37 protein-coding genes are annotated in these 24,161 nt (G+C 67.5%); 28 read left to right on the top strand and 9 right to left on the bottom strand.

Annotated features, from left to right (window positions below):
- Positions 1 to 48: 48 nt before the first annotated feature.
- The 6 genes from AB0435_RS05815 to AB0435_RS05790 all read left to right on the top strand — a co-directional run bounded on the left by AB0435_RS05815 (position 49) and on the right by AB0435_RS05790 (position 2,210).
- Positions 49 to 489: a helix-turn-helix transcriptional regulator gene (locus tag AB0435_RS05815; RefSeq protein WP_366426284.1), complete on the top strand. Its 441-nt coding sequence runs from the start codon at positions 49 to 51 to the stop codon at positions 487 to 489.
- A 253-nt stretch (positions 490 to 742) separates the two neighbouring features.
- A complete protein-coding gene (locus AB0435_RS05810; protein ID WP_366426283.1) occupies positions 743 to 976 on the top strand; it encodes a hypothetical protein in 234 nt (77 codons plus the stop codon).
- Positions 973 to 1,296, top strand: a complete 324-nt coding sequence (locus AB0435_RS05805) for a hypothetical protein (protein ID WP_366426282.1) — start codon at positions 973 to 975, stop codon at positions 1,294 to 1,296. Before AB0435_RS05810 ends, AB0435_RS05805 begins: the two co-directional genes overlap by 4 nt.
- Complete coding sequence (locus AB0435_RS05800; protein ID WP_366426281.1) at positions 1,293 to 1,631, top strand: hypothetical protein; 339 nt, start codon at positions 1,293 to 1,295, stop codon at positions 1,629 to 1,631. The genes AB0435_RS05805 and AB0435_RS05800 overlap by 4 nt, the downstream gene beginning before the upstream one ends.
- A complete protein-coding gene (locus tag AB0435_RS05795; RefSeq protein WP_366426280.1) occupies positions 1,628 to 2,065 on the top strand; it encodes a hypothetical protein in 438 nt (145 codons plus the stop codon). Before AB0435_RS05800 ends, AB0435_RS05795 begins: the two co-directional genes overlap by 4 nt.
- The gene (locus tag AB0435_RS05790; RefSeq protein WP_366426279.1) at positions 2,058 to 2,210 is read left to right on the top strand and encodes a hypothetical protein; all 153 of its coding nucleotides are present in this window, start codon (positions 2,058 to 2,060) and stop codon (positions 2,208 to 2,210) included. The genes AB0435_RS05795 and AB0435_RS05790 overlap by 8 nt, the downstream gene beginning before the upstream one ends.
- Before the next feature lie 124 nt (positions 2,211 to 2,334).
- On the opposite strand, the gene AB0435_RS05785 is transcribed toward AB0435_RS05790, so the two are convergent.
- Entirely contained in the window at positions 2,335 to 2,556 is a 222-nt protein-coding gene (locus tag AB0435_RS05785; protein WP_366426278.1) for a hypothetical protein, read from the bottom strand.
- Positions 2,557 to 2,696: 140 nt separating this feature from the next.
- Here AB0435_RS05785 and AB0435_RS05780 point away from each other — a divergent pair, with 140 nt between their 5' ends.
- The 5 genes from AB0435_RS05780 to AB0435_RS05760 all read left to right on the top strand — a co-directional run bounded on the left by AB0435_RS05780 (position 2,697) and on the right by AB0435_RS05760 (position 4,725).
- Positions 2,697 to 3,074 carry a hypothetical protein gene (locus AB0435_RS05780; protein WP_366426277.1) on the top strand — a complete coding sequence of 126 codons (378 nt, stop codon included), beginning with the start codon at positions 2,697 to 2,699 and terminating at the stop codon, positions 3,072 to 3,074.
- Positions 3,075 to 3,122: 48 nt separating this feature from the next.
- Positions 3,123 to 3,386, top strand: a complete 264-nt coding sequence (locus AB0435_RS05775; protein WP_366426276.1) for a hypothetical protein — start codon at positions 3,123 to 3,125, stop codon at positions 3,384 to 3,386.
- 70 nt (positions 3,387 to 3,456) lie between these two features.
- Complete coding sequence (locus tag AB0435_RS05770) at positions 3,457 to 4,038, top strand: hypothetical protein (RefSeq protein ID WP_366426275.1); 582 nt, start codon at positions 3,457 to 3,459, stop codon at positions 4,036 to 4,038.
- Positions 4,039 to 4,189: 151 nt separating this feature from the next.
- Positions 4,190 to 4,330, top strand: a complete 141-nt coding sequence (locus tag AB0435_RS05765; protein WP_366426274.1) for a hypothetical protein — start codon at positions 4,190 to 4,192, stop codon at positions 4,328 to 4,330.
- Complete coding sequence (locus AB0435_RS05760; protein WP_366426273.1) at positions 4,330 to 4,725, top strand: hypothetical protein; 396 nt, start codon at positions 4,330 to 4,332, stop codon at positions 4,723 to 4,725. The genes AB0435_RS05765 and AB0435_RS05760 overlap by 1 nt, the downstream gene beginning before the upstream one ends.
- 186 nt (positions 4,726 to 4,911) lie before the next feature.
- Here AB0435_RS05760 and AB0435_RS05755 read toward each other — a convergent pair whose 3' ends face one another.
- Positions 4,912 to 5,316 carry a hypothetical protein gene (locus AB0435_RS05755; RefSeq protein WP_366426272.1) on the bottom strand — a complete coding sequence of 135 codons (405 nt, stop codon included), beginning with the start codon at positions 5,314 to 5,316 and terminating at the stop codon, positions 4,912 to 4,914.
- Positions 5,317 to 5,571: 255 nt separating this feature from the next.
- Positions 5,572 to 6,369, bottom strand: coding sequence for a phosphotransferase (locus AB0435_RS05750; RefSeq protein WP_366426271.1), 798 nt, complete (start codon positions 6,367 to 6,369; stop codon positions 5,572 to 5,574).
- Between the two features lie 248 nt (positions 6,370 to 6,617).
- Here AB0435_RS05750 and AB0435_RS05745 point away from each other — a divergent pair, with 248 nt between their 5' ends.
- On the top strand, positions 6,618 to 7,214 hold the full coding sequence (locus AB0435_RS05745; protein ID WP_366426270.1) for an HD domain-containing protein: 597 nt from the start codon (positions 6,618 to 6,620) through the stop codon (positions 7,212 to 7,214).
- A 36-nt stretch (positions 7,215 to 7,250) separates the two neighbouring features.
- Here AB0435_RS05745 and AB0435_RS05740 read toward each other — a convergent pair whose 3' ends face one another.
- The gene (locus tag AB0435_RS05740) at positions 7,251 to 7,937 is read right to left on the bottom strand and encodes a transferase (RefSeq protein ID WP_366426269.1); all 687 of its coding nucleotides are present in this window, start codon (positions 7,935 to 7,937) and stop codon (positions 7,251 to 7,253) included.
- 95 nt (positions 7,938 to 8,032) lie between these two features.
- Between AB0435_RS05740 and AB0435_RS05735 the strand changes: the two genes are divergently transcribed.
- Positions 8,033 to 8,908: a glycosyltransferase gene (locus AB0435_RS05735; RefSeq protein ID WP_366426268.1), complete on the top strand. Its 876-nt coding sequence runs from the start codon at positions 8,033 to 8,035 to the stop codon at positions 8,906 to 8,908.
- On the opposite strand, the gene AB0435_RS05730 is transcribed toward AB0435_RS05735, so the two are convergent.
- Positions 8,905 to 10,005, bottom strand: coding sequence for an NAD-dependent epimerase/dehydratase family protein (locus AB0435_RS05730; RefSeq protein ID WP_366426267.1), 1,101 nt, complete (start codon positions 10,003 to 10,005; stop codon positions 8,905 to 8,907). The genes AB0435_RS05735 and AB0435_RS05730 overlap by 4 nt on opposite strands.
- A 243-nt stretch (positions 10,006 to 10,248) precedes the next feature.
- On the opposite strand from AB0435_RS05730, the gene AB0435_RS05725 reads away from it, so the two are divergent.
- Entirely contained in the window at positions 10,249 to 10,590 is a 342-nt protein-coding gene (locus AB0435_RS05725) for a DUF6083 domain-containing protein (protein WP_366426266.1), read from the top strand.
- A 43-nt stretch (positions 10,591 to 10,633) separates the two neighbouring features.
- Here the strand turns inward: AB0435_RS05725 and AB0435_RS05720 are convergent, their stop codons facing one another.
- The 3 genes from AB0435_RS05720 to AB0435_RS05710 all read right to left on the bottom strand — a co-directional run bounded on the left by AB0435_RS05720 (position 10,634) and on the right by AB0435_RS05710 (position 12,821).
- Positions 10,634 to 10,906: a hypothetical protein gene (locus AB0435_RS05720; protein ID WP_366426265.1), complete on the bottom strand. Its 273-nt coding sequence runs from the start codon at positions 10,904 to 10,906 to the stop codon at positions 10,634 to 10,636.
- A gap of 359 nt (positions 10,907 to 11,265) precedes the next feature.
- Positions 11,266 to 11,955, bottom strand: coding sequence for a GntR family transcriptional regulator (locus AB0435_RS05715; RefSeq protein WP_366426264.1), 690 nt, complete (start codon positions 11,953 to 11,955; stop codon positions 11,266 to 11,268).
- A 131-nt stretch (positions 11,956 to 12,086) separates the two neighbouring features.
- Positions 12,087 to 12,821, bottom strand: coding sequence for a GntR family transcriptional regulator (locus AB0435_RS05710; RefSeq protein WP_366426263.1), 735 nt, complete (start codon positions 12,819 to 12,821; stop codon positions 12,087 to 12,089).
- 267 nt (positions 12,822 to 13,088) lie between these two features.
- Here AB0435_RS05710 and AB0435_RS05705 point away from each other — a divergent pair, with 267 nt between their 5' ends.
- The 11 genes from AB0435_RS05705 to AB0435_RS05655 all read left to right on the top strand — a co-directional run bounded on the left by AB0435_RS05705 (position 13,089) and on the right by AB0435_RS05655 (position 21,270).
- A complete protein-coding gene (locus tag AB0435_RS05705) occupies positions 13,089 to 13,292 on the top strand; it encodes a helix-turn-helix domain-containing protein (protein WP_366426262.1) in 204 nt (67 codons plus the stop codon).
- Positions 13,293 to 13,661: 369 nt separating this feature from the next.
- Entirely contained in the window at positions 13,662 to 13,898 is a 237-nt protein-coding gene (locus AB0435_RS05700) for a hypothetical protein (protein WP_366426261.1), read from the top strand.
- A gap of 133 nt (positions 13,899 to 14,031) precedes the next feature.
- The gene (locus AB0435_RS05695; protein ID WP_366426260.1) at positions 14,032 to 14,226 is read left to right on the top strand and encodes a hypothetical protein; all 195 of its coding nucleotides are present in this window, start codon (positions 14,032 to 14,034) and stop codon (positions 14,224 to 14,226) included.
- 75 nt (positions 14,227 to 14,301) lie between these two features.
- Positions 14,302 to 14,595 (top strand): hypothetical protein, encoded by a 294-nt coding sequence (locus AB0435_RS05690; protein WP_366426259.1) that lies wholly within the window; start codon positions 14,302 to 14,304, stop codon positions 14,593 to 14,595.
- Positions 14,596 to 14,822: 227 nt separating this feature from the next.
- Entirely contained in the window at positions 14,823 to 15,131 is a 309-nt protein-coding gene (locus tag AB0435_RS05685; RefSeq protein ID WP_366426258.1) for a hypothetical protein, read from the top strand.
- A 22-nt stretch (positions 15,132 to 15,153) separates the two neighbouring features.
- Positions 15,154 to 15,321 (top strand): hypothetical protein, encoded by a 168-nt coding sequence (locus AB0435_RS05680; protein WP_366426257.1) that lies wholly within the window; start codon positions 15,154 to 15,156, stop codon positions 15,319 to 15,321.
- Positions 15,322 to 15,497: 176 nt separating this feature from the next.
- Positions 15,498 to 16,274, top strand: coding sequence for a DUF4097 family beta strand repeat-containing protein (locus tag AB0435_RS05675; RefSeq protein WP_366426256.1), 777 nt, complete (start codon positions 15,498 to 15,500; stop codon positions 16,272 to 16,274).
- Between the two features lie 49 nt (positions 16,275 to 16,323).
- Positions 16,324 to 17,856, top strand: coding sequence for a hypothetical protein (locus tag AB0435_RS05670; RefSeq protein ID WP_366426255.1), 1,533 nt, complete (start codon positions 16,324 to 16,326; stop codon positions 17,854 to 17,856).
- A 12-nt stretch (positions 17,857 to 17,868) separates the two neighbouring features.
- Positions 17,869 to 18,471 (top strand): plasmid transfer protein TraA, encoded by a 603-nt coding sequence (gene traA / locus AB0435_RS05665; protein ID WP_366426254.1) that lies wholly within the window; start codon positions 17,869 to 17,871, stop codon positions 18,469 to 18,471.
- A 4-nt stretch (positions 18,472 to 18,475) separates the two neighbouring features.
- Entirely contained in the window at positions 18,476 to 20,458 is a 1,983-nt protein-coding gene (locus tag AB0435_RS05660) for a hypothetical protein (protein ID WP_366426253.1), read from the top strand.
- Positions 20,459 to 20,802: 344 nt separating this feature from the next.
- Positions 20,803 to 21,270, top strand: a complete 468-nt coding sequence (locus tag AB0435_RS05655) for a hypothetical protein (protein ID WP_366426252.1) — start codon at positions 20,803 to 20,805, stop codon at positions 21,268 to 21,270.
- A 113-nt stretch (positions 21,271 to 21,383) separates the two neighbouring features.
- Here AB0435_RS05655 and AB0435_RS05650 read toward each other — a convergent pair whose 3' ends face one another.
- A complete protein-coding gene (locus tag AB0435_RS05650) occupies positions 21,384 to 22,058 on the bottom strand; it encodes a hypothetical protein (RefSeq protein ID WP_366426251.1) in 675 nt (224 codons plus the stop codon).
- A 302-nt stretch (positions 22,059 to 22,360) separates the two neighbouring features.
- Between AB0435_RS05650 and AB0435_RS05645 the strand changes: the two genes are divergently transcribed.
- The 3 genes from AB0435_RS05645 to AB0435_RS05635 form a co-directional block, all read left to right on the top strand.
- On the top strand, positions 22,361 to 22,981 hold the full coding sequence (locus AB0435_RS05645; RefSeq protein ID WP_366426250.1) for a restriction endonuclease: 621 nt from the start codon (positions 22,361 to 22,363) through the stop codon (positions 22,979 to 22,981).
- 167 nt (positions 22,982 to 23,148) lie between these two features.
- Positions 23,149 to 23,853: a hypothetical protein gene (locus AB0435_RS05640; RefSeq protein WP_366426249.1), complete on the top strand. Its 705-nt coding sequence runs from the start codon at positions 23,149 to 23,151 to the stop codon at positions 23,851 to 23,853.
- Between the two features lie 111 nt (positions 23,854 to 23,964).
- Positions 23,965 to 24,161 (top strand): DNA-binding protein (locus tag AB0435_RS05635; protein WP_366426248.1); only part of this gene is annotated, 197 nt, incomplete at its 3' end.

The raw sequence follows: 24,161 nt of genomic DNA, 5'->3' as shown, positions 1-24,161 counted from the left end.
ACCGATCTACCGATCTTCCTGTCGAATCGTCCAGTCCTGGAGAACCCCATGCCCCGCAAACCCGTCGTCCGTATCACCGGTGCCCTTGCCCGGACTGCGACCCGGCACCGTATGCCGCTCACCGCAGCACAGATCCGTGTCCTCGCCGGAGCCACCGCGGACGAGCTGTCGAAGCCCCGCCCCGGCGCCGGGGCTGATGGGCGTGTGCTGCCCGGCGCTTTCCTGACCGCCGACCAGCTCGAGGTCCTGAAGCTGGCGGCGAACGGATCGTGCACCGAGCAGATCGCCTCCGCCACCGGCCGGACCGTGCACACGGTCAAGTCCCAGGTGCGGCTGATCCTTCAGCGCCTGGGGGCGGTGGACCGGACCCAGGCCGTGGCGGTGGCGATGGCCCGCGGACTCCTGGACCCTGCGGACATCCGTCTGCCGGAGGGGATGCCGCGCCGGAAGTCGGGCCGCAAGCCGCGGCAGGACCGGAGGACCGCGTGATGGCCGCCCCGCCGTGCTCGTGGTCGGAGCCGTGCCTGTGGGACGACGAGCCGGAGCTGGAGCACGGGCGGCCTGTCGGGGTCGTGCCGACCGGGGAGTGGCTGTGAGGGGCGGGCCAGCGACGGTGGATCAGCTGTTGAACCTCGCGGACCGCGCAGAAGCTCCACACGGCCTCACAGCGGCCGAAGCGGGCCGCCTGCGGGCCGGACTCCGGAATCTGGCCGCGAGGCCCGCAGAGGGGCACTCATGGCCTTTGAAGACGGCAAGGCGCCCCGCATCTGATGCAGTCCGGCTGCGGCGGGCGCTCGCGCGGCTCCACCGGCCCGTGATCCGCGGCGGGGCCGAGGCCTGCGCCGAGTGCTCCGGCTGGGACGGACACCGCTGCCGCGGACTCCTCACCCCCTGGCCCTGCCCCACGGCGGAGGCCGCCCGACTCGATCTCGTCCGCCGCACCACCACCCACACCCTCGAGGAGATCCAGCCGTGACCGACCACGACAGCGCCGCCCTCCGCACCCTGCTGGCCCGCCTGATCACCGACGGCGCCCACCACGCCCGTTGCGCCGGACTCTCCCGCATCGACGAGGGCCGCATCGTCCACAGCGGGTTCGCCGCCGGCTTCCATCTCGCCGCCATGTACGCCGCGGACATCCTCGCCACCGGCAGCCTCCACGGCCGCAGCTGCCACCCCGTTGAACCCGCCGACGAAACAGCGGCCCAGCACGTCCTCGACCACCTGCCCGACAATCCGGCCGACCGGGCTCGCGCTGTCCAGAACGCCATCTACGACCCGCGGGCCGCGAGTTGAGCGCCAGACGCGACGGCGCACCGCTTTGCCTCTGTGGCCACCGGCATGACCAGCACAACAGCCCGACAGCCCTCGGCGGGGTCCAGTGCCGGGCCTGCCCCGTCGACGACGCACGGTCCTGGCGCCACCTGTACACGCCCGACGATCACCCCGTAGCAGCCGGCACCGGCTGCTACGGGCCCCACTGCGCCGCCACCGACACCCTCGACCATATCCGCGCCCTGACCGCCGAACTCGCCGAACAAGGCGGCGGATGCCTCTGGCAGTGCGGCGCGACCCAGATCGCCGACCGCATCCTCGCCGCCCTCAACACGACACCACCGGAGGACACATGACCACCCGCGACGTACCCGACCCGGACAGCCCGGACACTCCTGCACCCCACTGTCCGGGCAGCCGGACGGGCCCGGACCCTCTCCGCCAGCGGTACATCGCCGCTCTCCAGGCCGCCGCCTTCCCGTGCGACGGTGACTGCGGCCTCGACGAGCGTGCCTGCTACGACGCCCACCCGGTCACCTGGGCCGGCACCGTCGGCCAGGAGACCCACGTCGAGGGGGCCGCTTCGGCCATTGTGGACGTGCTCCTGGCCGTCCAGGACGGCGAGATGGCGGCCGGCCGCCACGTGTACCTGTCGACCGGCTGTCTCCACGGCGATCACGGTTACTGCAAGTCCAATACCGGCAGCAACGGGGCCAAGATCCCGGCTGTCTGTAAGTTCTGCGGAACTTTTTGCACCTGCGAATGCCATCAGGAGGGTGACCATGCCTGAACCAGCCGACCCGATCACCGGCCTCGCCGAACACGCCGCGCAACTGCACGAGATGTTCCTCGCCTTCCAGCACGCAGGCTTCACCGAAAACCAGGCCCTCGAGCTGGTCATCGCCCTCGCCATTCACGGGAACAGTGACGGATGAGCCGCTTTCTCGGCGCGGCACGGACCGGGACAAACCCGTCCAACACAGTCGGCACCACGCGCAACCCGTCCACCGCCCCGCCAAACAGGAAGCCTGCGGGTGCGGCCCGCGCCGACGGGACAGGTTAGGCGTCGGTCTGGGACCACGGGCCGGCGGGCGGGCGCTCGGGGAGTTTGGCGCCGGGGCGGCGCATGTACCAGTCCATGAACTGGCGCAGGACGCGGGCCCGGGCGCCACGGCCTTCCGGGTGGATGGTCTTGGTGGCCGCCTCGAAGGGGAGCCACTGGCTATCGGGCACGCGGAACTGCCTCGGCTTGTCGTAGTCGGTCTCAGTCTCGTTGCCCATGCGGGCACCGTACCGATTTGTAGCTACGGATGCAAGATTGATTGGCGCTATTCGTAGCTACAAAAATTCTCGACGGGGGCTTGTCTTGTAGCTACAACTCCCCTACGCTTGTAGCTACAAGATGACGCAAGGGGGAACCCGTGAAGCTCACCGCCATCCGCCGCACCATCGCCGCCGCCCTCACCACCACCAAGCCCCTCAACTACCGCGCTCTCTCCGGCCAGGTCGCCCACCTCGTCGACACCGGCCGCCTCGTCCGCACCGGCGACATCCTCGACCGCATCGGCGGCAGCGACCTCAAGGACGGCCAGAAGTCCTGGTACGGCCGCCACGTCGCCAAGGCCTACCGCGCCACCCACCTCGGCGCCGACACCCTCAAGGTCTGGGCACAGCACCGCACTTCGGGCCGCTGGATCCACGTGTACGTCTACACCCCCGCCGACCCCGCCCTGTTCACGGCACTGCGTGCCTACAAGGCCACCCGTTGCCTCGTCGTCGACGTCCAGCTCGCCGCCTGACGGAGCTCCAGCCCTGAGCTGCTGCCTCCTTCGTCTGAGGAGCCAAAGTTGATCAGCGTCCACCAGGTCTCCGAACCCGGCCCCGGCCAGGTCGAACTCACCTTCACCAACGTGCTCCCGCTCACCGACGGGAACGAGGAATACGACATCACCGGACTCCGCATCACCTACGTCAATGCCCAGGCCACGGCGATCCGCCTGATCACCTCCGCCGGGCCCCTGTTCGCTCATGCCCCCGAGCTCGCGACGCCGGACACCTGGCCCGTCTGGCTCCGCAGCCTGGTCGAACAGCACCGCCCCGCGCACGTCTGACCCGCAGACCGGTCCGGCGGCCGGACACGCGACCGCCGGGCTGGTCTCTCCCACCCTGGAAGGAGTAGGCATGCCCCGCACGATCAACTGGCCGGCTCGCGAAGAATGGCAGGCCAAGGCCGAGCAGTACATCCGCACCCAGTGCTACCCCTGGCAGCGCGTCTCGGAGGATCCCGCCACATGGCTGGCCGCGGACGAACTCGCCGAAGTCCGTGCTCTCGCCGTCACCGTCGTCAAGGCCACACGTGCCGCGCTCACCCGTGCCGGACGCGGCAACGAGCGGGCCGGACTCAACGAACACGGCCGCAGCGTGGCCCGGGACTGGGCCGACATCGGTGAACTCTCCTACGGATTGAGTCACATCGTCTGCATCGCCCGCAGCGTCAACGCTGCTTCCGAGCAGGTGGAGCGGCTGGTATGCCTGGCAGGCGTGATGGTGGAGCGTCGCGATCAGGCGGCTGAAGCGGACCTGAAAGCGGCCGTCGAAAGGGAGGTCGCGGAGCGGGCCACGGATGAAGGGTGGGCCAAGGAGCTGAAGCGCCGGGAAGGCGTCGAGTGCGGGCCGCAGATCACCACCATCACCGTCCACGAGGACGGAACCAGCACCGTATCCGCTCCGGTGCCGTTCCAACCCGACTGGCCCAGCTGCTGATGCAGGATCAGCTGCACGCGGCCGCAGCCAACGAGCCCCGCGTGTGCGCGGATCCGTGCTGCGGCCGGCCGATACCTCCCAACGCCCCGTCCGGGTACTGCTCGTGGGCGTGCCGCAACGACGACGACCTCAACGAACAGGAGAACGCCTCATGCACAACGCCGGAGATCAGCTGACCGCCGCCGGAACCGGCAGATCGTCACGTTTCATCGTGGCCGCCGCCTGCTGCCGCTACGACCTGATGGCCAGCGACGCCGACGAGCTGGTCAGCCGAATCATCGAGGAGGACTGATGACCGTGATCAACGAAGCGTGCCCGTCGGGACTGTGCGATGAGCGCGAGGAATGCACATCGTGTGAAGGCTCGGGGCTCGATGGGTACGGCGAGTGCTGGACCTGCGACGGCACCGGAGAGGCCACCCCTGAGCACTGCTGCGCGTGCGGCGGCTCGCCGTACTGCGCCTGCTGCCGAGCCTGCGGCGCATCATGCGTGGGCTCCTGCCGCTGCCCGGTGGTGGTGACGCTCACGGACGGCACGGTGAAGACTCTGCCGTCGCCGGCCGATCCGCAGCCCGAGCGGGACTGGAACCAGGAGTACAAAGACGACCTCGCCCAGGGCTACATCTACGCAGACGGCAGCCCACGCGACCCCGAAGCCCCGGAGGACTGGGAAGGCTACGAGGACTGAACACGCGGCCCGCCCATCCATGGCGGGCCGCCCCGCCACCACGGACAGGACCATGCCCATAACAAGGGCATCATCGCCAACGGCCCCAGCGACACCCGATAGACCCGCGACTGCGCGCCGACGCGATTCTGTGCTTGCAGACCATGCAAATGGTCTGACAGCCCTTGCCGCGGCGGCGGTAAACCCTCAATGCCCCGTGCGGAGCGTCACATAGACGCTGCCCGCATCCGCGCAGCCGATTCTCGTACCCGCAGAAATTGAATCGGCCAGGTGCTGCATCACCGTCAGTCGGCTCTCGTCACGGACACCGCCCTTCTGTAACAGGCCGAGAATGGCATCGACTTCGCCACCCAGATGTGCGCCCTGCTCCGTGCACCGGGACGACAAAGCCGTGAACGCCGCCTCGTAGGCACCCTCAGAGTCGGCATGGACGCCGGCGGCCACGTCCAAGTCCCGCAACTGCTGCGGCACCGGCACCGCCGGGCTCGCGGCGGAGGGCGAAGACTTCGTCGGCTTCGGCGTGTTCTCCTTGCCGCTGTCCTCGATCGCACCGAGCGCGGCCAAGCCCACGAACACCACGACCGCGGCCATCGCACACCCACCACAGCTACGCTTCACCTTCGGCACAGCACCCCCACCACTCGCGTTCAGTGGGCGAACACTGCCAGCCACACAACCGGACCGGACAAGCGAAACGTCACACCTCACCCGACAGGGTGAAGCCCAGCACAGCCCAAGTCCCGGCCGCTCGAGGCCGGTACCATCACGGACGGGGATAATGGGACAGGTAAAGGGCCCGGCAGTACCACACGCGCCCAGAGACCGGCGGTACTGCCGGGCAGCCCTTCACGCCACGGCCGCCGACGGCCCCAGCAGCGCCTCGAACCGCGCATTCGACGCCGCCGCACCCCGCACTCCCACCCCCGCCTCCATCCGGCGGCATGTCGCCGCCACGAACACCCTCACCGCCCGCGTGTCCGCGTCCGCCCAGCACGTGAACTGACCCGCCCACCCCAGAGCTTCCACCGGCGTACAGCCCTCAGACATCAGCCACACGGCCATGTACGCCACATCCACCCACGCCGGACCCACCACGGGCAGCGCCCAGTCCACCAGCCACGCCCGCCCGGCACCGACGAGAAGATTGTGCGGATTGGTATCCGTGTGCAACAACGCATCACCCAGCAGCAGTTCCCGACCTGCCGGCGCGAGGAAGCCGTCCAGGTCCCGGTCAGCGAGCTGCGGCAAGACGACGCCCTCCGGCACCCGCAGACCCTGAGCATCCTCGAGGACCGCGGCGACGAGCGGCAGATCCGACGAACCCGACGACAGATCCGCATGACGGCCCGGCACCACCTCGAACCCCAGCACATCCCACCCGCCCGCCTCCACGCGCCACAGCAACCGCGGACTCACCGCCGCCACCGCCGAGTTCACCGCCACCTCGAACCCCTGCGCCATCACCCCCTGCTCGTCCTCGACCGGCACACCCTTCACGAACACCCCGCCACCCGCAGTCGACAGGATGGCCGCGAACCGGCACGTGAAGCCATGCGGCACGTCCTCCACCAGACCCACCGGCCCGGTACGCGCCGAGACCGCAGCCCGAACCACCGTCGGCAACTCCGCCCAGCCGGTCCGCATCACGCCTCCCGAAACGAGAATGGGGGCCGCTGAAAGCGGCCCCCACCGTGCTGCCCATCAGGGCAGCACCCTATCGACTACTGCTGCGTCTCCCCGCACTTCGTGCACCGGTTCTTACCGCTCCACTGCTGCCAGTTGTGATCGCACTCAGCCATCCCGCTCACCTCCCTCCCTTCGAATCCGCACACCCCAGCCCCCAACGAGCTGGGAAACCTGACCCCAGGAACCCGAGTTGCTACGCTGCCGCGGTGATCCTGCCGACGGCCCGAGATGTACGGGCGCTGCACGAGAAGTACGCGCCCACACCCGAGGCGCTCGACCTCGTGTACACCCACTGCGAGATCGTCTGGCACATCGCCGAGCAGCTCCTCGCCCGCACCGACCACGACCTGGACGCCGACCTCGTCCGAGCCGGCACCCTCCTCCACGACATCGGCGTCTACCACCTCTACGACCACACCGGCCAGCTCAACCACGGGCAGTACATCCGCCACGGCGTCCTCGGCCACGACATCCTCCGCGCCGAAGGCTTCCCCGAACACCTGTGCCGCTTCTGCTCCTGCCACACCGGAGTCGGCCTCACCAGACACGACATCCACCGGCAGCAGCTCCCACTCCCCGCAGCCGACTACCTCGCCGAAACCCCCGAAGAGCAACTGGTCATGTACACAGACAAATTCCACAGCAAGACCACGCCCCCCAATTTCCTTTCAGCCGCGTCCTATTCCGCCTACATCCAGAGATTCGGCGAAGACAAAGTCAGCGCCTTCCACGCCCTGCGAACCCGATTCGGCGAACCCGACCTGCAACCCCTCAGCACCCGCTACGGCCACACCCAGGCATAGAGCCAGCTGGAACCATGAACCGCAGACCCGGTCCACTCACCGCCGCCGTTGACGAACGCGCGCTTCGTGGGCATCCGGCGCGCTGACCACACTCGACCGTGGGACAGCGCGGGCAGCAAGCAACACCCCACCGGTCACCCGGCACCCGCGGCCCAGAGCTACACCCGGCCCAAGGCTGATCCCATTGCCCGTCTGCACGTCATCACCAACGAGAGCGCCGAAGACGGGCGTGCCACACCGGTAGAGCCCCTCCGGAACCCGAAAGAAGATCTCCTTATCCGGCTTTCGCATGTCGGCGCTCCACATGCTGATCGCGGCGATCGTGACGTTCGCCGACAGATGAGCCCGCGCCCCGATGACCGAGGAGTTGACACCGATACGGTGCCCGAGGACGGCACCCTCGCCCAGGAACGCCCGCGTCACCTCGCAGTTGAACCCGACCGAGACGCCGGCGCAGAGCACTGAGCCCTTCCGCACCGTCGAGAACTCGTGCACCTTCACCCCGGGCCCGATGATGACGTCACCGCCGATGATCGCCGACGGGTGAACGAACGCCGACGAATGAACCCGCTCCGGCAGCCCCGCCAGGGCGGATTGATGAAGCTCATCCCACGTGGCAAGGAAGTCCCGCAGCTCAAACTTCGCCAGCCGCCCATAGTCGGTCTCCGCCAGCCCACCCTGCACCGGGCTGGTGACGTAGTCTCCGAGCCGAACCGATGCCATCACTTGTTCCTCCGAATGTGTCAAGCAGGACAGCAGCAAGCCGCCCCGCGGCTACCATCTCGACCACCGTCACCCGTGGACAGGAGCGAACCCTCATGCCCCGACCCCTCCTGGGCGTCGCCATCCTGACCATGGGCAACCGCCCCACCGAACTACGCGAACTCCTCGACTCCGTCGCCAAGCAGGACACCCAGCCGGCCCGCATCGTGGTCGTCGGCAACGGCACCCCGCTCCCACCCTTCGAGGAAACCGTGACCACCGTCGAACTCGACGAGAATCTCGGCGTCACCGGCGGCCGCAACGCCGCCCTCGAACGACTCCGGTCCTTCGGTGACGTCGACGTCGTCATCGACCTCGACGACGACGGCCTCCTCATCGACCAGGACGTCTTCGCCCGCGTCCAAGACCTCTTCGAACACGACCCCCGCCTCGGCATCGTCAGCTTCCGCATCGCCGACGAAACCGGACACACCCAGCGCCGCCACATCCCCCGACTCCGTACCGGCGACCCCATGCGCGGCGGCCCCGTCACCACCTTCCTCGGCGGCGGACACGCCATCTCCACCCGGATGCTGGAACAGACCGGCGACTGGCCCGAAGAGTTCTTCTTCACCCATGAGGAGACCGACCTCGCCTGGCGGGCCCTCGACGCCAACTGGACCGTCCTCTACGCCCCCGAACTTCTCCTGCAACACCCCCGGACCTCGCCCGCCCGGCACGCCGTCTACCACCGCATGACCGCACGCAACCGGGTCTGGCTCGCCCGCCGCCACCTCCCCGCCCTGCTGATGCCGATCTACCTCGGGGCGTGGATCCTGCTGACCCTCACCCGCACCCGCTCTATCGCGGGACTGCGGGCCTGGTTCGGCGGCTTCCTCGAAGGCGTGCGGACACCCTGCGGCGAGCGGCAGCCCATCCGGTGGCGCACCGTCTGGCGCATGACCCGGATGGGCCGGCCACCCATCCTCTAAGGCCGCGCCACGCTCTCGGCCTGGAGCCAGCCCGGCACCGCCTGCGGCATCCGCTTCAGCCAGTCGACGTATCGGGCCACACCCTCCGGCATCGTGATCTCAGGGGTCCAGCCCAGCAGTTGCTCCATCCGCCGCACCGACGCGTACCCGCCCAGCGGATCACCAGGCGGCATTGGGGTCTCCGTCACCGCCACTCCCGGGAAATGCCCTCGGACCAGATCCGCGACCTCCCGGATACGCGTCGGTACCCCCGTCCCGACATTGACGATCTCGTTGTGAGCCGCCGGAGCCACCAGCGCCCTCACCGTCGCCGCCGCCACATCATCAACGTGCACGAAATCCCGGACCTGCTCACCCCCGCCGTTCAACTGCAACGGCAGACCCAGCGCCGCCCTGGCCGTGAACCAGGCCACCACCCACGAGTGACTGCCCTCCTTGATGATCTGCGGATCTCCATACACCGAGAAGTACCGCACCACCGAGTACGACGTCCCGACCGCCCTCAGAACCAGTGCAGTCTGCGTTTCCCCGAACACCTTCGTGTTCGCGTACACCGACAACGGACGCAACGGTGCATCTTCCACGAACCGCGGAGGCGTCCGCCCGTACACGAACTCCAGCGCCCCGCGCAGCGCCCGCTTCCCCGGATCCGGCGACGCCCAGTCCTCCGGATTCCCGTTGCCGTACACACTCGCCGACGACACAAAACACAACCGCCGGACCCGATCCGCTCCTGCCACCGCGTCCAACACCACCTGTGTACCCGTCACGTTCGTCCGGATCGCCGACCGTGCGTCCCGCGTACAGGCCGCCACATCCGCCACCGCAGCAGCATGAACCACGAAGTCACACCCGCGGACCAGCTCACGCACCAGCACCTCGTCCGCGACGTCGCCGACCACCACGTCCTCGCCGCCGGCCCCCATGCCGAACAAGTCCCGGTACACGCGCTCCGGATACGAGTCCATGGTGCACAACACAACCGGACGAGCACCCAGGCCGCGCAACTGCGCCACGACCCGGCTGCCGATCAAGCCGCCACCGCCGGTCACCAGAACATTCTTGCCCTGCAACTCCTCGAACAGGTCGTACTCCACCACGCCTCCAAACGAGCGGAGAACACCGGCACAACCCAGTGCCATGCCGGCCCGAACTTCCCCGACCCCCGACGAGCCGAGAAACCTTTGACAAGACCACGCCACCAGCCAGCAGCCCTGCACACGACCGCGCCCAGCGACACCCCGCGGGCCGACCCGCAGCCCACCCATACCCCTGACCACCAGCAAAAACGGCCAGCGAACCTCTGACCTCCGCCGCCGCGAACAGGCAAGCTCCCTCAAATGGGGGTCAATCAGAGCACACCCGACGCCGCATGCCCTGAATGCACATTCATCCAAGACCGGTACGAGACCGGACCCGGCCAGCATGTCCTCCTAGAACCCCGATACGAGCCACCGGCCCACACCGTCCCCGCTGGCTACCGCTGGGTCACACACCCAGACCGCACAGCCACCAACACCGGAGACACTCAGCTCCCAGCAGGAACCCTCTGCCGGATCCCGCACAACCTCGTCTGCCCATGCAACGAAGAACCCTCAGGCCCACCCGTACTCAAAGCCCTCTGGCAACACAACTCCGGGCTGATCACCCACTTCGACCCGCAGGTGTCCGAAACCAGCTGACCCGACAACCGGGCAGCGCGCCTACCGCCCGGCCATCCCGGCGTCAGCCCCGGCCGCACTCTGCCAGCGCCGCTTCCAGCTCGGCGTGCACCCGCCGCAACTGAACCAGATGAGCCTCGACCTGGCCGATCACCGCAGCGAACTCCTCCGGCGACAGGCCATCCATCACCGCGTCCATCCACGGCTCCACCACCGCATGCGGCACATTCAGCCTCGGGTCATCCGAGTACGGGTCCACGCTGATCCGCGCCGCCAGTACCGGCATCGCCACCTGGCCATACTCCGCATCGAACACCGACAACTTCAGACCCGGCATCCAAGCCCCATGCGCCAGATCACCCAGAAACCCGCCGACCTCCACATCACTTACATGACTGTCCGTGCACCACGATGGACAGGTCTCCACCACCTGACCGCCACTCCAGATCGGACGCACCCAGCTACGAGGAGCAGATGACTGGAACGGTACTGACGACGTGGCTGCGGTCACGGCGACCCGGGCGGGACGCAGCGGTACAATCGGCATGGTGAATCCCTTCTTCGCGGATGGGACTTCTTGATCAGCGAGTTGGTAGCTCGCTGGTACTCACGGCCGGGCGGGTGATGACCGTCCGGCCGTTCTGCCAACCCGAACGCAGTTGGAAGCGTGACGACTTGGCTGGCTCCTATCGGCACTTAGTCTGATCGGAGGTGGTCATTCGACTGCTTGTGCGGGATCTCCAGCTGATCTCCCAGGAAGACCCTCAGGGAGTTCAGGTCCTCGGGTGTCATGTGATCTCGGAGGATCGTCGCAGCCATTTCCGGTCGGCCGATGGGGACTCGGACAGTGCAGTCTTGTGGGAGGTTGACTACATACTGACCAGAGCCGTTCCGGTTGGTGATGCAACCTCGATGCAGCAGAGTTGCCAGCGCCCGCTGAAGAGTCCCTTGGCTGACCATGAACTGCTCCTGCATTGAGGAGTGTCTCGGAAGCGTTTGCCCAGGAAGCCATTCGCCTTCGTCGATCTTGCGTCGCATGAAGCCTGCCAACGCCGTGTGGTCCGAGTGGCCGCGGGGGAAGAGCGCTTTCTTCTGACGGAGCTCCTCCAGGAACTCTTGTGCGACCTCGCCGCGCAGATTGTGCGCTCGGTTGTAGCGTGGACGCTCGCCCTTGATTGCTTCAATCTCTGCGCATTCGGCGTCGACGCGCGCGTCGAACCACTCGACGGTCTTGCGGACAACCAAGGCCCACCACTGCTTGGTGCACTGATGGTCGAGCCAGCGCTTCGTCACGTCGTTCGTGATGCCGACGTACAGCAGGCGATCGTCAACGTCGTAGAGGCGGTAGAGCGCAGTGCACTTGGGTTTGGGCGCAGATGCACCCATAGGCACCTCCGTCCGGGAGTTGTGGCGTGCGCCACCTTGCCGGTTCGACGATAGACCTTAAATGAAATTGTATCAAGCTCTCGCGTGCCGAGGTGCGGACCTCGGGGCGCGCCGAGGTCCGCGGGGGTCCGTCAGGGGATGTTCAGTTCATACCCCAGCTGATAGAGATGGGCAGGCGCGAGAAAGACGGTGGCCTCGACAGGTCGATCGTCGTTGCTGAGCACCGTCCGAAAGACCTCAAGCAGTGAGGTGTCGCCAGGGACCTCGAGTAGCTCATATTCCTCCTGGGTGGCAGCCCGGGATCTGATCAGCTCCAACTGCCTCCGTGGGGGGCATCCGAGGCTGGCGAGCAGGGTTGGGGTGCCCCCGGGGATCTTGCGACGATCAGCCAGCCGCGTTCCACGCGCCAGGTCGGCCGGGTAGTACGAGTAGGTCACCTCTGCCGGCTCCTCGTCGAGCAGTCCCACTCGAACACGAAGGACGGCGGGTTGCCCCTCCTGCAGGTGAAGAGCCTCGCGGACCCGCTTGGGCGGTACCTCCTCGGCGACCTTGATGATCCTATTGCTCGCTCGCTGGTTTCGCTTCGTTGCCTCGGTTAGCCACCGGTACGGCTGCCCCTCTTCGGACGGCGCCGTGAAGGCGGCCGGGAAGATCGTGTGCGGTGAGCGGTTGCGCACGAAGACACCCGAACCGGCTTTGCCTTCCAGTAGCTTCTCCTCCTTGAGGATCTTGAGCGCCCTCTGGATTGTGACGTTTGACGTCTTGTAGCGCCCCTCGAGTTCGCCGGTGCTCGGTAGCCTCCGATTGGGCTCCCACTCACCTGACATGATCAGCGAGCGGATGTCGGCCGCGATCCGAACGGCCAAGGGGCGCCCATCCTCATGTCTAGCCACACAGGCCACCTCCCATCTCTTCCGTAGCTTCGGCACCGCGCCCCGGGGTGAGGTGCCTGCAGAGGTGCACCCTCGTCACAAGATCTTTCCTCTCGTCGCAGCGCCCTGACCTCCAGCTTATTCCCTTAAAGCTCTTTCGATCAGGGTGACCGAGGGACTTTCGCGCCGAGAAAGCTTGCAACAATAAGCATCCTAGTTTTAAGGTTGCGACAGGTGTCAAGCCAACCGATGGGAGCCCAAATGCTGCGCGTGAAGGAGGTCGCCAGTCGTCTCGACGTTCACCCGGCGACCGTCTATCGATGGATCAAAGAGGGTCGCCTGCGGTCCGTTCGTTACGGGAAGCCGCAGGTCGTCGGTGTCGAAGCAGAAGGGGCTGGCGGTGCCATTCGGGTAACCGAAACCGCTCTGACCGCGTTCCAGGGTGATGTTGAGCAGGTGGCGTGATGGTCGTTCAGTCTGTTCCGTCTCGTCGTCTTGTGGTGACGGGGAGTATTCGCCGCGATGGTCGCGGCACGACCCGCATTGTCACTACCGCGTCGGACTGGTGTCCCGCTCCGCTGCCGTCCGAGTCTGCTGCTCGCCGTCGCGTGCTCGCCAGCCGGGGGTGGTGACGGTGTCGTTGGTTCCGAGGCCGCGTGTGGCGGATGCGGAGCAGCGTCGCGCGGATGCTCTTCTGGCCCGTATCAACCTGATCGCTGAGCACCCGGGGCATCCGAATCGTCCGTCGCTGCCGCTGTTCCAGGAGTCTCTGCGTGACGCTCTGGCGAACGCCGCCCGGTTCGCGGTGCAGCCGCGTCGGCGGGGGTGGTGAGGGTGCCGGCTGATCCGGTTGGTCATCTGCTGGATTCGTTGAACGGGTGGCTGTCGTCGACGGCTTCGCCCGGGGTGCCGGTGGTGGCGCGGCTGAGTGTGGAGACCGTTTCGGGGGCGGCGTTGTTCGCCAAGGTCTCCGAGGCGCAGGTGAAGAAGCTGGGCCACATGCTGGCAGTCGACTGTGCTGTTTCTGCGGCGCAGCGGGCGTCGGTCCGGGGTGATGGTCATGCCGACTGAGCCCGAGCCGCAGCACGGTCGTGCCGGGTCCCGTACCGACGTGCTGGAACCGCTGCCGCAGCGCATGCCCGGCGGATCCCTGTAGCCGCACCTCTCCGCTCCATCTCGGTACGACTATCCGAGGAGAACGGTCATGCCTTCCAAGCCCGTCGACCAGGCGGTTGTCGACCTCTACATCTGTGGACTGATGGACGACGACAAGTCCGTCATCCAGGGCGTTCTCGAAGCCTGCTGCGAGTGGGATCAGCAGCACCCCGAATTCGACGGGGCTGCCATGGCGCAGATCCATGAAGCCCACGAGCAGACGATGCACGACGCCACCCGCTGATCCACCTCACTCACCCGTTCCTGGCCGCTGGCCAGGCCTCGTTCTGCTCTGCTCCACCTCACGAAGGAGTACGTCATGTTCGAGCACAATCGTTCGTTCCCGACGCCGCTGGAGGAGGCTCTGCGCCGGTCCCGGATCGTCGACGCCCGGAACGCACTGTGGCCGTCGGAAGCGGAAGTCGTCGATGCGGAGGCTGGGGTGCGTGCCCGGCTGATCGCCAGCTTCCTTGCCGCGTCGGCTGCTTTCGATCAGGTCGCGGTCGACGGGGCGCTGGCGGAGGCCCGCACTTACGACCTGGCGAATCCCGGCCACCCGCCGGTCCTCAACGAGCTGATCGCGATCCATGAGCACTCCGCCGAGGCGGCGTGATGTCGCGGGACTACGCGGGTCGCTCCCGCCGCGGGTACCGGCTGTCGTCTGGCCTGCGGCCGGGTGGCCGGTACGGCTGGGCCTGTGAGTGCGGTGCCAACGGTGAGGACTACGCCGATAGCCAGGAGGCAGCACTCGCCGCCCGGTCACACGCGATGCGCTGCGGCAAGCCGGACCGCCGTATCTGCCACTGACCACATTGATCATCGCGAAGAGGAAGGAGTGTCATGACAGACCCGTGGCCCGACATGAGCCCGACGATCGGCTTGCTGATCAGATTGCGGCAGCTGATGGACGCGGTGGAGACCGGAGAAGCGGAGAAGGCCGACGGTGCAGCCGAGACCTTCAGGTTCTCGATGGACACGCGGGGGTCGAATGCGTGGGTCTACCTCTCGGAGGCGGCAGCCCGGCGCCTGACGGCCATGTTCACCGAATGGCTCGTCGAATTCATCGATGAGTGCCAGGCAAAGAAAGACCCGGCGGCAGCCTTCATGCGGGCTGTACCAGTCGACATTCAGAAGTGCAATCCCAACTAGTGACAGAGAGGACGTGCCTGTCGTGAATCCGCAGCAGCAGTCTGACGTTGAGCAGTGGCTCACCGACACGGGCCTCGGCGACACCTGGCACCAGCCCGCACCGTCTGCCGCCGAGTTCCTGGCCGCTCACCCAGACCCTTCCGGTTGGTCGTCGACAGATGTCGATGTTATCGAGCACCTCACCCGCTGATCTGTCGCTCCATTCGCTTGAAAGGAGATCCCCTTGAACAGCACTATGCGCGGCCCGCAGGAGTGGGTCGACCCGGGCCCTCGGCCGGGCCGGCCGTCTCCTCAAGACAGCGATCGTCCTCCTCAACACGGCCGCCGTCCTCGCCCTCGCACTCTGATCCTGGAAGGACCCGCCTCATGACTGAGCAGACTTTCAACGCCAGCATCCCCGGAGCCCTCCTGGCCAGCATTCGCTGCCCGCAAGGCGCTGTCCGCGTTGCTGTCATCTCGTCCCTCACTGTTGCGCAGGTCACCGTCCGGACGAAGGACGGCTCCGGGCCGACTGCCGACGCGGTCCGCCGTACCCGCATCATCCAGAACGGAGACCGGCTGTCGATCACGGTCCCTGAAGTCGAGGGCACCACAGTCATCGGCAGCACGACGATTCGTAACGGCGGCGCGACGATCATCCAGAACTTCGGCACCATCGGCGCGGATCAGTCGGTCACCGGAATGACCATCCGCAACGGGCAGGTCATCATGGGCGGCTCGCTCTCCAGCCCGGTCGAGGTCGTGGTCGGGCTCCCTGCTGGGTCTGGCGTGCAGATGGAGTCCCACAATGCTGATCTGACGGTCACCGGTGTCCTGGCCGCGCTCGACTTCAAGACGCATAACGGCAGCCTGCGCGCTGGTGTTGTCGGCCGGGTGAAGGTGCGCGGCCACAACGGCACCAACGACGTCGAGGCCGTACAGGAATGGGTCGATATCGAGACCCACAACGGTGACACCGAGATCGGCAGTTACAGCGGTGGTGCTGCCCGGATGCGCACCCGCAACGGCAACATCCGGCTCTCGGCAACACCTACGGCCAGCGGCCGCCTGGAGGCCAGCGCCTACAACGGCAACATCCGCCTGGTCGGCACCCGTCACCTCGATGTCGCCACCAGTACCCGCAACGGCCGCGTGAGCAAGTAGTCGTCCCCGGCCTCTGTTCCCCGCTGACCACGTTGTTCGGAGAGGAATCGTGAACGAGCTCCCCGCCGTCACTTTGCCAGAGCCCCGGCCGGTCGAGTGGCCGCCGCCGTCACCCGCCCTCGTACTCAAGCGGGCCCGCACCGCCGCTGAGGAGATCCTGGCCGCGGCGGAGGCCGAGGCCGCCAAGCTGCGTACCGAGTCCGCCAGTCTGCGGGCCGAGGTGGAGACGGCGGTCAACGAGGCAGAGCGGCGCAAGCAGCAGACGGTCGACGAGCACAGCCGTGTCGCGGCCATGCTCGACGAGGAGGTCGAGGCCGGCCGCCAGGCGGTGCGGCTGAGCCGGGAACGCGCCGCCCAGCTCACCGAAGAGGTCGACCAGGTACTGGCCAACGCCCGCCAGGAAGCCAACCGGCTCCTGGTCAAGGCCCAGAAGGAAGCTGATGACGCAGCGGTGCTGCTGGCCGCTGCAGAGACCCGCGGCCAGGCCGCAGCCGACCGGCAACTGGTGGCGGCGCGCAAGGAAGCCGACAACATCATCGCGCGGGCCAACACCAACGCCGAGGTCGTCGTCGACGGCGCCCGTGATGAAGCAGCGCGGTTCCGCCGCAAGGCCGAGCAGTACCGCGAAGAACTGCGGGAGCAGGAGGACAAGAAGGCCCGACGGGACAAGCGGATCGACGAATGGTCGCCGCGGGTCGCCCTCACCGCCGTCGTCGGATTGACTGCGTCCGGGGAGTTCGAGCTCGCGCAGCTTGCCGGATGGCCTCCGGTGATCGCGTGGCTGCTGCCGCTCGGCATCGACGTGTACGTCGTCCAGGCGCTCCGGCGGCACCGTGATGTGAGCGCCGCCCTGATCCTCATGGTCGCCGCGAACGCCATCTACCACCTCGCCGCGGCCGGTCTGTTCGGAGTCCGAGGCGGCCGCCCGGAGTGGTGGCTCATCGTCGGCGTCGCGGCCATCGCACCGTTCGTCATGTGGCGGCTCCACCAGATCGTCCGGCCCCGCCGCGAGCGCCGGACGAAGACCCAAGGCGAGCGTCCGGAGGCGCCCGCTGAGGCGCTCACGAACGTTGACTTTGAACGCGTCGATGAGCGTCCCGACCAGGAGCAGAAGGCGCTCACCGCGCGCCCGGATGAGCGCGTGAGTGAGCGCCCGGATGAGCGCGTGAGTGAGCGCCCGGATGAGCGCGTGAGTGAGCGCCCGGATGAGCGCGTGAGTGAGCGCCCCGACCGCGCTCACGGTGAGCGCGCAGTGAGCGCCGGAAGTGAGCGTCAGGACGCTCACAGCGGGCGCCCGGTGGGGCGTCGCCGTGAGCGCCGTGAGCGCGCTCAGAAGAAGCCGAAAGCGAGCGCCGCCAAGACGCTCACCGAACGCCGCCGTGAGCGTGTCCGCCGCCTGTACGACGAGCTCGGTAAGCGCCCCGAATGGACCGACATCCGGGGCGAGCTCGTCGCCGACAAGCTCGCCCCCAAGGCCATCTCGCGGTCGTCGTGCCAGCGCGTCCGGGACGCCATCGAAGCCGACGAACCGGCGCTCGCCGCACTCGGCCAGCCCAACGTCCGCGCCATCACCGGAAGCTGAGGAGACCTACCCATGGCCGTCAACGGCGCCGCACGAAACGGGAGCCCGTACAACGGGGCGCGCCCGAGTTTTGAGAAGCAGACGGGTCCTCGGCCGACGGTGAAGCAGTCGACGCTGCGGCAGCGGCAGCAGGCCCGTCAGCAGAAGGTCCGTCAGCAGACGACTTTCCGGAACAAGGAGAGCAAGCGCGAGTACCACATCCACATCAACAAAGGCGGTACGAACGGCGGCGGGTCGGGTGGTGCGTCGGGAGAGTGGGGGCGGAAGTCTCCGATCGGGGATGCGGATTTCCTGTCGGCTGGGCACATCCGGGAGTTCTCGGAGAAGGGCCGCAGGTCGATGCGGGAGGCGTCCATGGACCTGGCCTATGCGGCGGAGGCCCTGAAGCAGGTACTGCGGGAGGTTCCCCCGCCGCAGGGCCAGGGCCGGTCGACGGCGTATATGCGGGCGAACCGGGTGGCGCGGCAGCTGAAGCGGGCCGCGTCCGCTGCTCAGGCTGCGTCGGCGCACTGCGCCCGGACGTGGCCGGCGTTCATGCGTGAGTACGCGCCGGAGCTCAACACCTATGGCGGCCCCCGGCCGCAGGCCCGCCGGAACATGAACTTCGGGATGTGACACCGTGACCAGGGACCAGCACGCCATCGAGGCGTCGCACAGCAGCGGCAACCTCGGGTCTTTCCTTGCTCGTAAGGCGATTCCGCACAGCCCGCCGTTCGCGGTGTGGCTGGCCGAATGGCCTGCGGCCTGGGCAGCCCACTTCCAGTGGGGCGGTTCGCCGACGGCGTCCGCGTTCATCACGCTCTCGTCCGTCGCCTTGACCGGGGTGACGTGGTGGTCGGGCATGAATGCGACCAAGCAGCGGCAGGTCCAGGCGACCATCACAGCCGGAGCCGCGACCGGCTGGCTGGCCGCCGCGACGATCGCGGGCCCCGCCAGTACCGGGCTGCTGAACGCCTGGCTGATGGGCGGCCCGACGCTCGCTGGTCTCTGGTCGATCCGTATGACCATGCGCGTCAACCCTGACAAGGCTGTGAGCAGCGCGGATGGGACAGAGAAGACAATCTGGGAGAAGATCGGCCTGGCACGGGCGCGCGCCAAGGAGATCAAGGTCGGGCCCAACAAGGTCACCATTCCGGTGCAGCTCGATCCAGGTGTCCAGACCCACGACGACGCGGCCAAGGCATCGAAGAACCTGGCCAGCGCCATCGGTGTACCGACCAACGCGGTCCGCTGGAAGGATGACCCGGAGAACGCCTCCCGTGGCCAGTACGTTGTCGTCCCCGAGGACATGCTCAAGGAGCCCACCCCGTGGCCCGGGCCGTCCGCGCCCGGCGCCAGCATCGGCGACGAGCCGGTGCTGCCCGGCATCTACGAGGACGGCCCGGCCGCCGAACTGTGGTTTTCCGGCGACGAAGCTGCTGGCCGTAACGCTGCGCACTGGCAGTTCATGGGCATGACCGGCGCTGGAAAGAGCCAGGGCGGGCGGGTCGTGCTTACCGACCTGATGACCCGGCGGGATGTCGTCATCGTCGCTTGTGACCCGTCGAAGGGCGTTCAGACGTTCGGGCCGATCCTCCAGGGCATCGAGTGGCCGGCGTTCACGATGGCCGAGTGCCGGGCGGTGATCTCCGCACTGCCCGAGATGATTACCGCGCGGGCCAACGAGCTGGGCAAGCACGGCTACGACCAGTGGACCCCCGAGGCCGGCGCGAAGCTCAACATGCCCTACATCCTGGCTTGGTTCGAGGAGGTCGCCAAGCTGTTCCGCGAGGGCGAGGACATTCTGCCGATCGTCCAGGAGGCCAGGTCGGCTGGTATCACGGTCGTGTTCTCGCTCCAGCGCAGCTCTCACACGATCATGCCCACGGACGTCCGGGCCAACATCGCCGGTGGCGCGTCGTTTGGCGTCAACCGCAGTGAGGACGCCGGGTTCGTCCTCTCCGACGACACCATCGACGCCGGTGCCCGGCCGGAGCAGTGGAAGAACCTCAAGCCCGGCTACTGCTACATCGAAGGCCCCGGCATCGACGAGGACCGCTTCGCCACCCCCATCCGCACCTACCTGCTCGACAAACAGCAGGCAGCCCAGACGATCGCCGCGTTCAGCAGTGTCCGCTACCAGGGCCTGGGGCCGGTCACCGAACGCGCCGCCGGCGATGCCTACGCCAACCGCAAGCGGTACAGCTCGGTCCAGCAGGCCGCCGACGCACAGCCCGAGACGGTGGCGGCCGGCGACCCGGACATCGACTCGGATACCGCGGCCCTGTACGAGACCGATCCGGAGTACGCGGACATCACTGTCGACGTGGATCGGGAGCTGCCGCCTCTGCCGCCCGGCATGGACTGGCAGATCGCCCGCCCGCCCGCCGAGTCGAAGATGACCCGCGAGCAGTCCCTGGCAGCCCTAGAGACGGTGCTCCAGGAGTTCGCCGACCGCGGGCAGCTCGACTTCGGGCCGAAGCACATCACCCCCGAACTCGGGCGCATCGGGAAGACCTCGTCATGGGTCCGCAGGGAGCTACGGCGCCTCGTCGAGGACGGCGTCCTCGACGACACCGACGAGCCCGGCGTGTACCGCATCAAGACCCTCACAACCGTCTGACCTGCACGAACAGCACCGAACAGGCGCCGCACAGCAGGCCGAACAGGTCGTGCGGCGACGGAACAGCCACCGAACAGCTCTGCACAGCGCACTGACCAGCACGAACAACGGAACAGGCTGTTCGGCCCCACCGAACAGCCCCCGCCGATTTCCCTAACGCGCGCGCGAGGAACACCCCACCGAACAGCGACGGAACAGCCCACCGAACAGTCAGCAGCCTCAAGATCAGAAGGAGCCGAGCAATGGACACTACGAACTGATCGACACCGGCCAGCTCGGAGAAACCCGCCGCCCCGGACGCTTCCGCCTCTGACCGCCCAGCCCGCCTGAAAGGACCACCCCTCGTGAACTCCCTGCCTGAGCCGCTGCCCGGCTGGCCGACCAGCGTCGACTACCAGCAGGCCGCCCTTCCCGCGGTCAGGCGGCAACTCGCCCCGTACCAGCCGGCACCGCTGCCCGTACCCATGGAGGACCGGCGGGTCGTCGGCTACACCCAGCACGGGGGGCTGATGATCCCCGTGTTCGAAGCCCATGCTGAGCCTGTGGTGTACCGGTCTCGTGATCTCACTCCGCGTCCGGTGATCGACCCGCTCGCGCAGCGCCTCGTCGGGGCGGGTGCCTGCGCGGCAGGGGTGGGTTGGGGCCTGTCGGAGGTCATCAACGCGGCTGCGGCCGGCGGCGCGGGGCTCGCGTTCCTTGCCCTGCTGCTGCTCGCCGCACAGTTCCGCGGCGGTACGACGGTTACGCACAACGTCACCAAGAACATCACCAACCACACCAGCTGGTGGGGCAAGTCGAGCATGAACCAATGATCAACCGCTGCGTGGAACTTGCCCGCGCCGGATGCTCATTCGCTGGCCGCGCAAAGATCCCGGACTGAGGAGCAGGACGCTCTGGCTGATCGACCGGTCTTCGGGCCGACGCCCTACTTGCTGATTCGGAGTTTGGTGAGTGCGGTGGTCCAGTCGGTGGCGATGGCCTGCTGCGCCGGGGCGAGCTGAGTCTTGCCGGAACAGATCGCGGTGTGGAGCTTCGACTCCACCACGTCCTTGGGGTTGTTGGGTCCGGCGCCGGGCTTGTGGCCGGGGGACGGGGGTTCGACCCAGAGGTTGCGCGGGTCGTTGGGGTCGCCGCCGAGCTCGAGGCTGATCAGGTGGTCGTACTCGGCGTCGTGCAACGGGCCTGTGTAGCTGTAGGACTTGGCGTTCGCTGCCTTCTCCGGGCCGGTGACGGATACGGGCGGTCGGATGCCCTTGGTGTACCCGGACGGGCTGCAGATCGTCTGCTTGAGCGTCGCCTGCGTGACCTTCGGATTGAGAGCTCCGGGGGTGCACTTCGCATCCGTGAGCGGCTCCTTGACCGCCGTGTAGCGGTAGTGGCAGGAACCTGCGGCGGGCTGATCCTGGACCCTGTACTTCGCCTGCGGGCCGGGCCCGGTGGGGAGGGAGCTGGCTGCCTTCTGGGCGGCGGGCTGCGCGTTCAGCTCCTCCGGCGACGCCGCGGACGGGCTCCTCGCGTCGGTCGACGACGAGCCGGAGCAGCCGGCCAGGGACAGAACCAGGAGCGCGGCGGCAGCGATCTGGGCATGGCGGACGTTCACGTGACCCCCGTGATGGTGCGGTAGTGGCGTGGCGAAACTACCCGCGCAGTACGGCTTCCGCCTGCTGGGACCCCGGTGCTGTACCTGGACTTGATCGAGCCTTGGCAACGGCTTGGGGGCTCTGAACGTCACTACAACACGACACAAGTCACCCGATCATCTTTTCTTCCGAGTGTCCGGGAACTGGACTGGTCAGGTCTGCGACGTAGTGGACGACGTCCGGTGAGGCTGCTCCGTTGAGGCGGCGCCGCCGTGAAGGCCGCGGCCGACGGCTGGACGGCGCGAACCGACAAGGGGGAATCATGTCCACTTCGGCTCAGAGAAGTTGCACGTCGGTAAGGAGCTGTGGCGCCGCTGCCGTCACCTTCTTCATCCTTGCGACCTGTCTGCGCATGAGCGGCGACGGCAACGATGCCGGGGCCGTGGTGCTACTCGTACTCCTCATAGCAGGACTCGTGACGGCCTGGATCTCACAGGCCCGACGTACCGCTGCGCAGGAAGCTCAGCTCCGCGAGATCCACCTCGCGCAGTCCATGGAGATCAGCCGCTATCACGCGATGAACTCCCGCGAGTTCGAACAGGCCATCGCCTATCTCTGTGAACGCGACGGCTGCTACGACGTCCGGGTCACCGGCGGGGCTGGCGATCTCGGAGCCGACGTCATCGCTACCACTCCCGACGGCCGTCGCATCGTCATCCAGTGCAAGCGCTACAGCCTTACACATAAGGTCGGCTCGCAAGATCTTCAACGTTTCGGCGGCACATGCTTCGTCGTCCACCAGGCCCAGGTAGCAGCTCTCGTCACCACGACCCAGTTCACCAAGCCAGCCGCAACTTACGCCCGTCAGAGCGGCATCCGCTGCTACGACCAGAACACGCTGGCCGCATGGGCATCCCGGACCGGCCCTGCGCCATGGGCGTAGCAGTTGCTCCCTCCCCTGTGGCGTGTGCCGGTCGACTCCCCGCCGGGTTGCAGACGGATTGCCGCGAACGCTGACGCTTGCGGAGTCTTCCCCTGAGTTGTCACGGTGCGTAGGCACAATGGGAGCAGTACAGCCCCACGGTCCCACGCGCTGCCGAGGAGCCCACCGTGCACGACCCCGCCGCCGAAGCCGAGTACGACTGGCCAGCATGCACTGCCTGTAATCGCGACTTGTGGCACACCGAACTCGGCCGGCAAACCTGCCGGATCTGCGAGGAGAAAACCGCAGCCCGGCTTACCGAACTGCTGGCCCTCTTTGCCCAGCTCAACACCACCGCAGCCCTGATACGCGGAGCCCGCCCACCGGACGCGGCGACGTCCGGATCGAGAGTCCCGCCGATCCCGCCACGGCTCGACGTCCTCTCGCTCACCGCTTCCGGCGGGATCGCGACCCGACTGCGGGACATCGAGGACGCCTGGCGCGCTGAGCTCCGCCGGACAGCCCCGTCCTGGACCGTGGCCCCTTGGCGCGGCAGCCCCGCCGAGGCCGTACCCGAGCACGTCCGGTTCCTGGTCAACAATCTGCCCTGGGCTGCTGGCTGTTACGAGTCGATCGGCCAGGACGTCGAGGATGTCCGCCATCTCCACGCCGAGTGCACCGCCGCCCTGTCCGATGACCGGAGACCCGGCCGGGTCGGTGTCGGTCTCTGCCCGGTCGTCCTGGACAACAGGCTGTGCGCAGCGCCGCTGTTAGCGTCGGCCGCCAGTCACCGGATCCGGTGCGGGAACTGCGGCACGGAGTGGGCCGACATGGCCGCGTGGCGTGTTCTCCGGCGGCAGCAGGAGGCAGCGCAGGCTGGCGAGGCAGCTTGAAGCAGCGCCTGCTTGACAATTCAACGGACCGAAGTGATGATCTGATGCGATAGCCGTCATGTCGCGCAAAGGCCACCCTATGGGCGGCCTTTCGTCGTTCCGGAGGTGACTATGCCCTCCACGGCGCTCGCCACAGCAGCCGACGTCGCCTACTGGACCGGCCGCCCGGTCGGCACCATCTGGCGCTGGGCGTCCGAGGGCCGCATCACCGTATATGGCCAGGGCAAGAACGCCCGCTACAACGTCATGGACATCAACCCCGCTGTTCGCGACGAGGACGGCAACGTCGTCACGCCGACTCCCGCCCC

The sequence above is a fragment of the Streptomyces sp. NPDC051173 genome (assembly GCF_040689515.1).
Lineage (GTDB): Bacteria > Actinomycetota > Actinomycetes > Streptomycetales > Streptomycetaceae > Streptomyces.
Note: the sequence above shows the minus strand (reverse complement) of the source record. Positions and strands in the feature narration are given on the sequence as shown.

Excerpts from the sequence above, each read along its gene's own strand:
- AB0435_RS05815 (WP_366426284.1), top strand. The coding sequence starts at position 49 with ATGCCCCGCAAACCCGTCGTCCGTATCACCGGTGCCCTTGCCCGGACT.
- AB0435_RS05795 (WP_366426280.1), top strand. The coding sequence starts at position 1,628 with ATGACCACCCGCGACGTACCCGACCCGGACAGCCCGGACACTCCTGCA.
- AB0435_RS05790 (WP_366426279.1), top strand. The coding sequence starts at position 2,058 with ATGCCTGAACCAGCCGACCCGATCACCGGCCTCGCCGAACACGCCGCG.
- AB0435_RS05785 (WP_366426278.1), bottom strand. The coding sequence starts at position 2,556 with ATGGGCAACGAGACTGAGACCGACTACGACAAGCCGAGGCAGTTCCGC.
- AB0435_RS05770 (WP_366426275.1), top strand. The coding sequence starts at position 3,457 with ATGCCCCGCACGATCAACTGGCCGGCTCGCGAAGAATGGCAGGCCAAG.
- AB0435_RS05765 (WP_366426274.1), top strand. The coding sequence starts at position 4,190 with ATGCACAACGCCGGAGATCAGCTGACCGCCGCCGGAACCGGCAGATCG.
- AB0435_RS05760 (WP_366426273.1), top strand. The coding sequence starts at position 4,330 with ATGACCGTGATCAACGAAGCGTGCCCGTCGGGACTGTGCGATGAGCGC.
- AB0435_RS05755 (WP_366426272.1), bottom strand. The coding sequence starts at position 5,316 with ATGGCCGCGGTCGTGGTGTTCGTGGGCTTGGCCGCGCTCGGTGCGATC.
- AB0435_RS05750 (WP_366426271.1), bottom strand. The coding sequence starts at position 6,369 with ATGCGGACCGGCTGGGCGGAGTTGCCGACGGTGGTTCGGGCTGCGGTC.
- AB0435_RS05740 (WP_366426269.1), bottom strand. The coding sequence starts at position 7,937 with ATGGCATCGGTTCGGCTCGGAGACTACGTCACCAGCCCGGTGCAGGGT.
- AB0435_RS05735 (WP_366426268.1), top strand. The coding sequence starts at position 8,033 with ATGCCCCGACCCCTCCTGGGCGTCGCCATCCTGACCATGGGCAACCGC.
- AB0435_RS05725 (WP_366426266.1), top strand. The coding sequence starts at position 10,249 with ATGGGGGTCAATCAGAGCACACCCGACGCCGCATGCCCTGAATGCACA.
- AB0435_RS05720 (WP_366426265.1), bottom strand. The coding sequence starts at position 10,906 with ATGCCGGGTCTGAAGTTGTCGGTGTTCGATGCGGAGTATGGCCAGGTG.
- AB0435_RS05715 (WP_366426264.1), bottom strand. The coding sequence starts at position 11,955 with ATGGGTGCATCTGCGCCCAAACCCAAGTGCACTGCGCTCTACCGCCTC.
- AB0435_RS05705 (WP_366426262.1), top strand. The coding sequence starts at position 13,089 with ATGCTGCGCGTGAAGGAGGTCGCCAGTCGTCTCGACGTTCACCCGGCG.
- AB0435_RS05695 (WP_366426260.1), top strand. The coding sequence starts at position 14,032 with ATGCCTTCCAAGCCCGTCGACCAGGCGGTTGTCGACCTCTACATCTGT.
- AB0435_RS05690 (WP_366426259.1), top strand. The coding sequence starts at position 14,302 with ATGTTCGAGCACAATCGTTCGTTCCCGACGCCGCTGGAGGAGGCTCTG.
- AB0435_RS05685 (WP_366426258.1), top strand. The coding sequence starts at position 14,823 with ATGACAGACCCGTGGCCCGACATGAGCCCGACGATCGGCTTGCTGATC.
- AB0435_RS05675 (WP_366426256.1), top strand. The coding sequence starts at position 15,498 with ATGACTGAGCAGACTTTCAACGCCAGCATCCCCGGAGCCCTCCTGGCC.
- traA (WP_366426254.1), top strand. The coding sequence starts at position 17,869 with ATGGCCGTCAACGGCGCCGCACGAAACGGGAGCCCGTACAACGGGGCG.
- AB0435_RS05645 (WP_366426250.1), top strand. The coding sequence starts at position 22,361 with ATGTCCACTTCGGCTCAGAGAAGTTGCACGTCGGTAAGGAGCTGTGGC.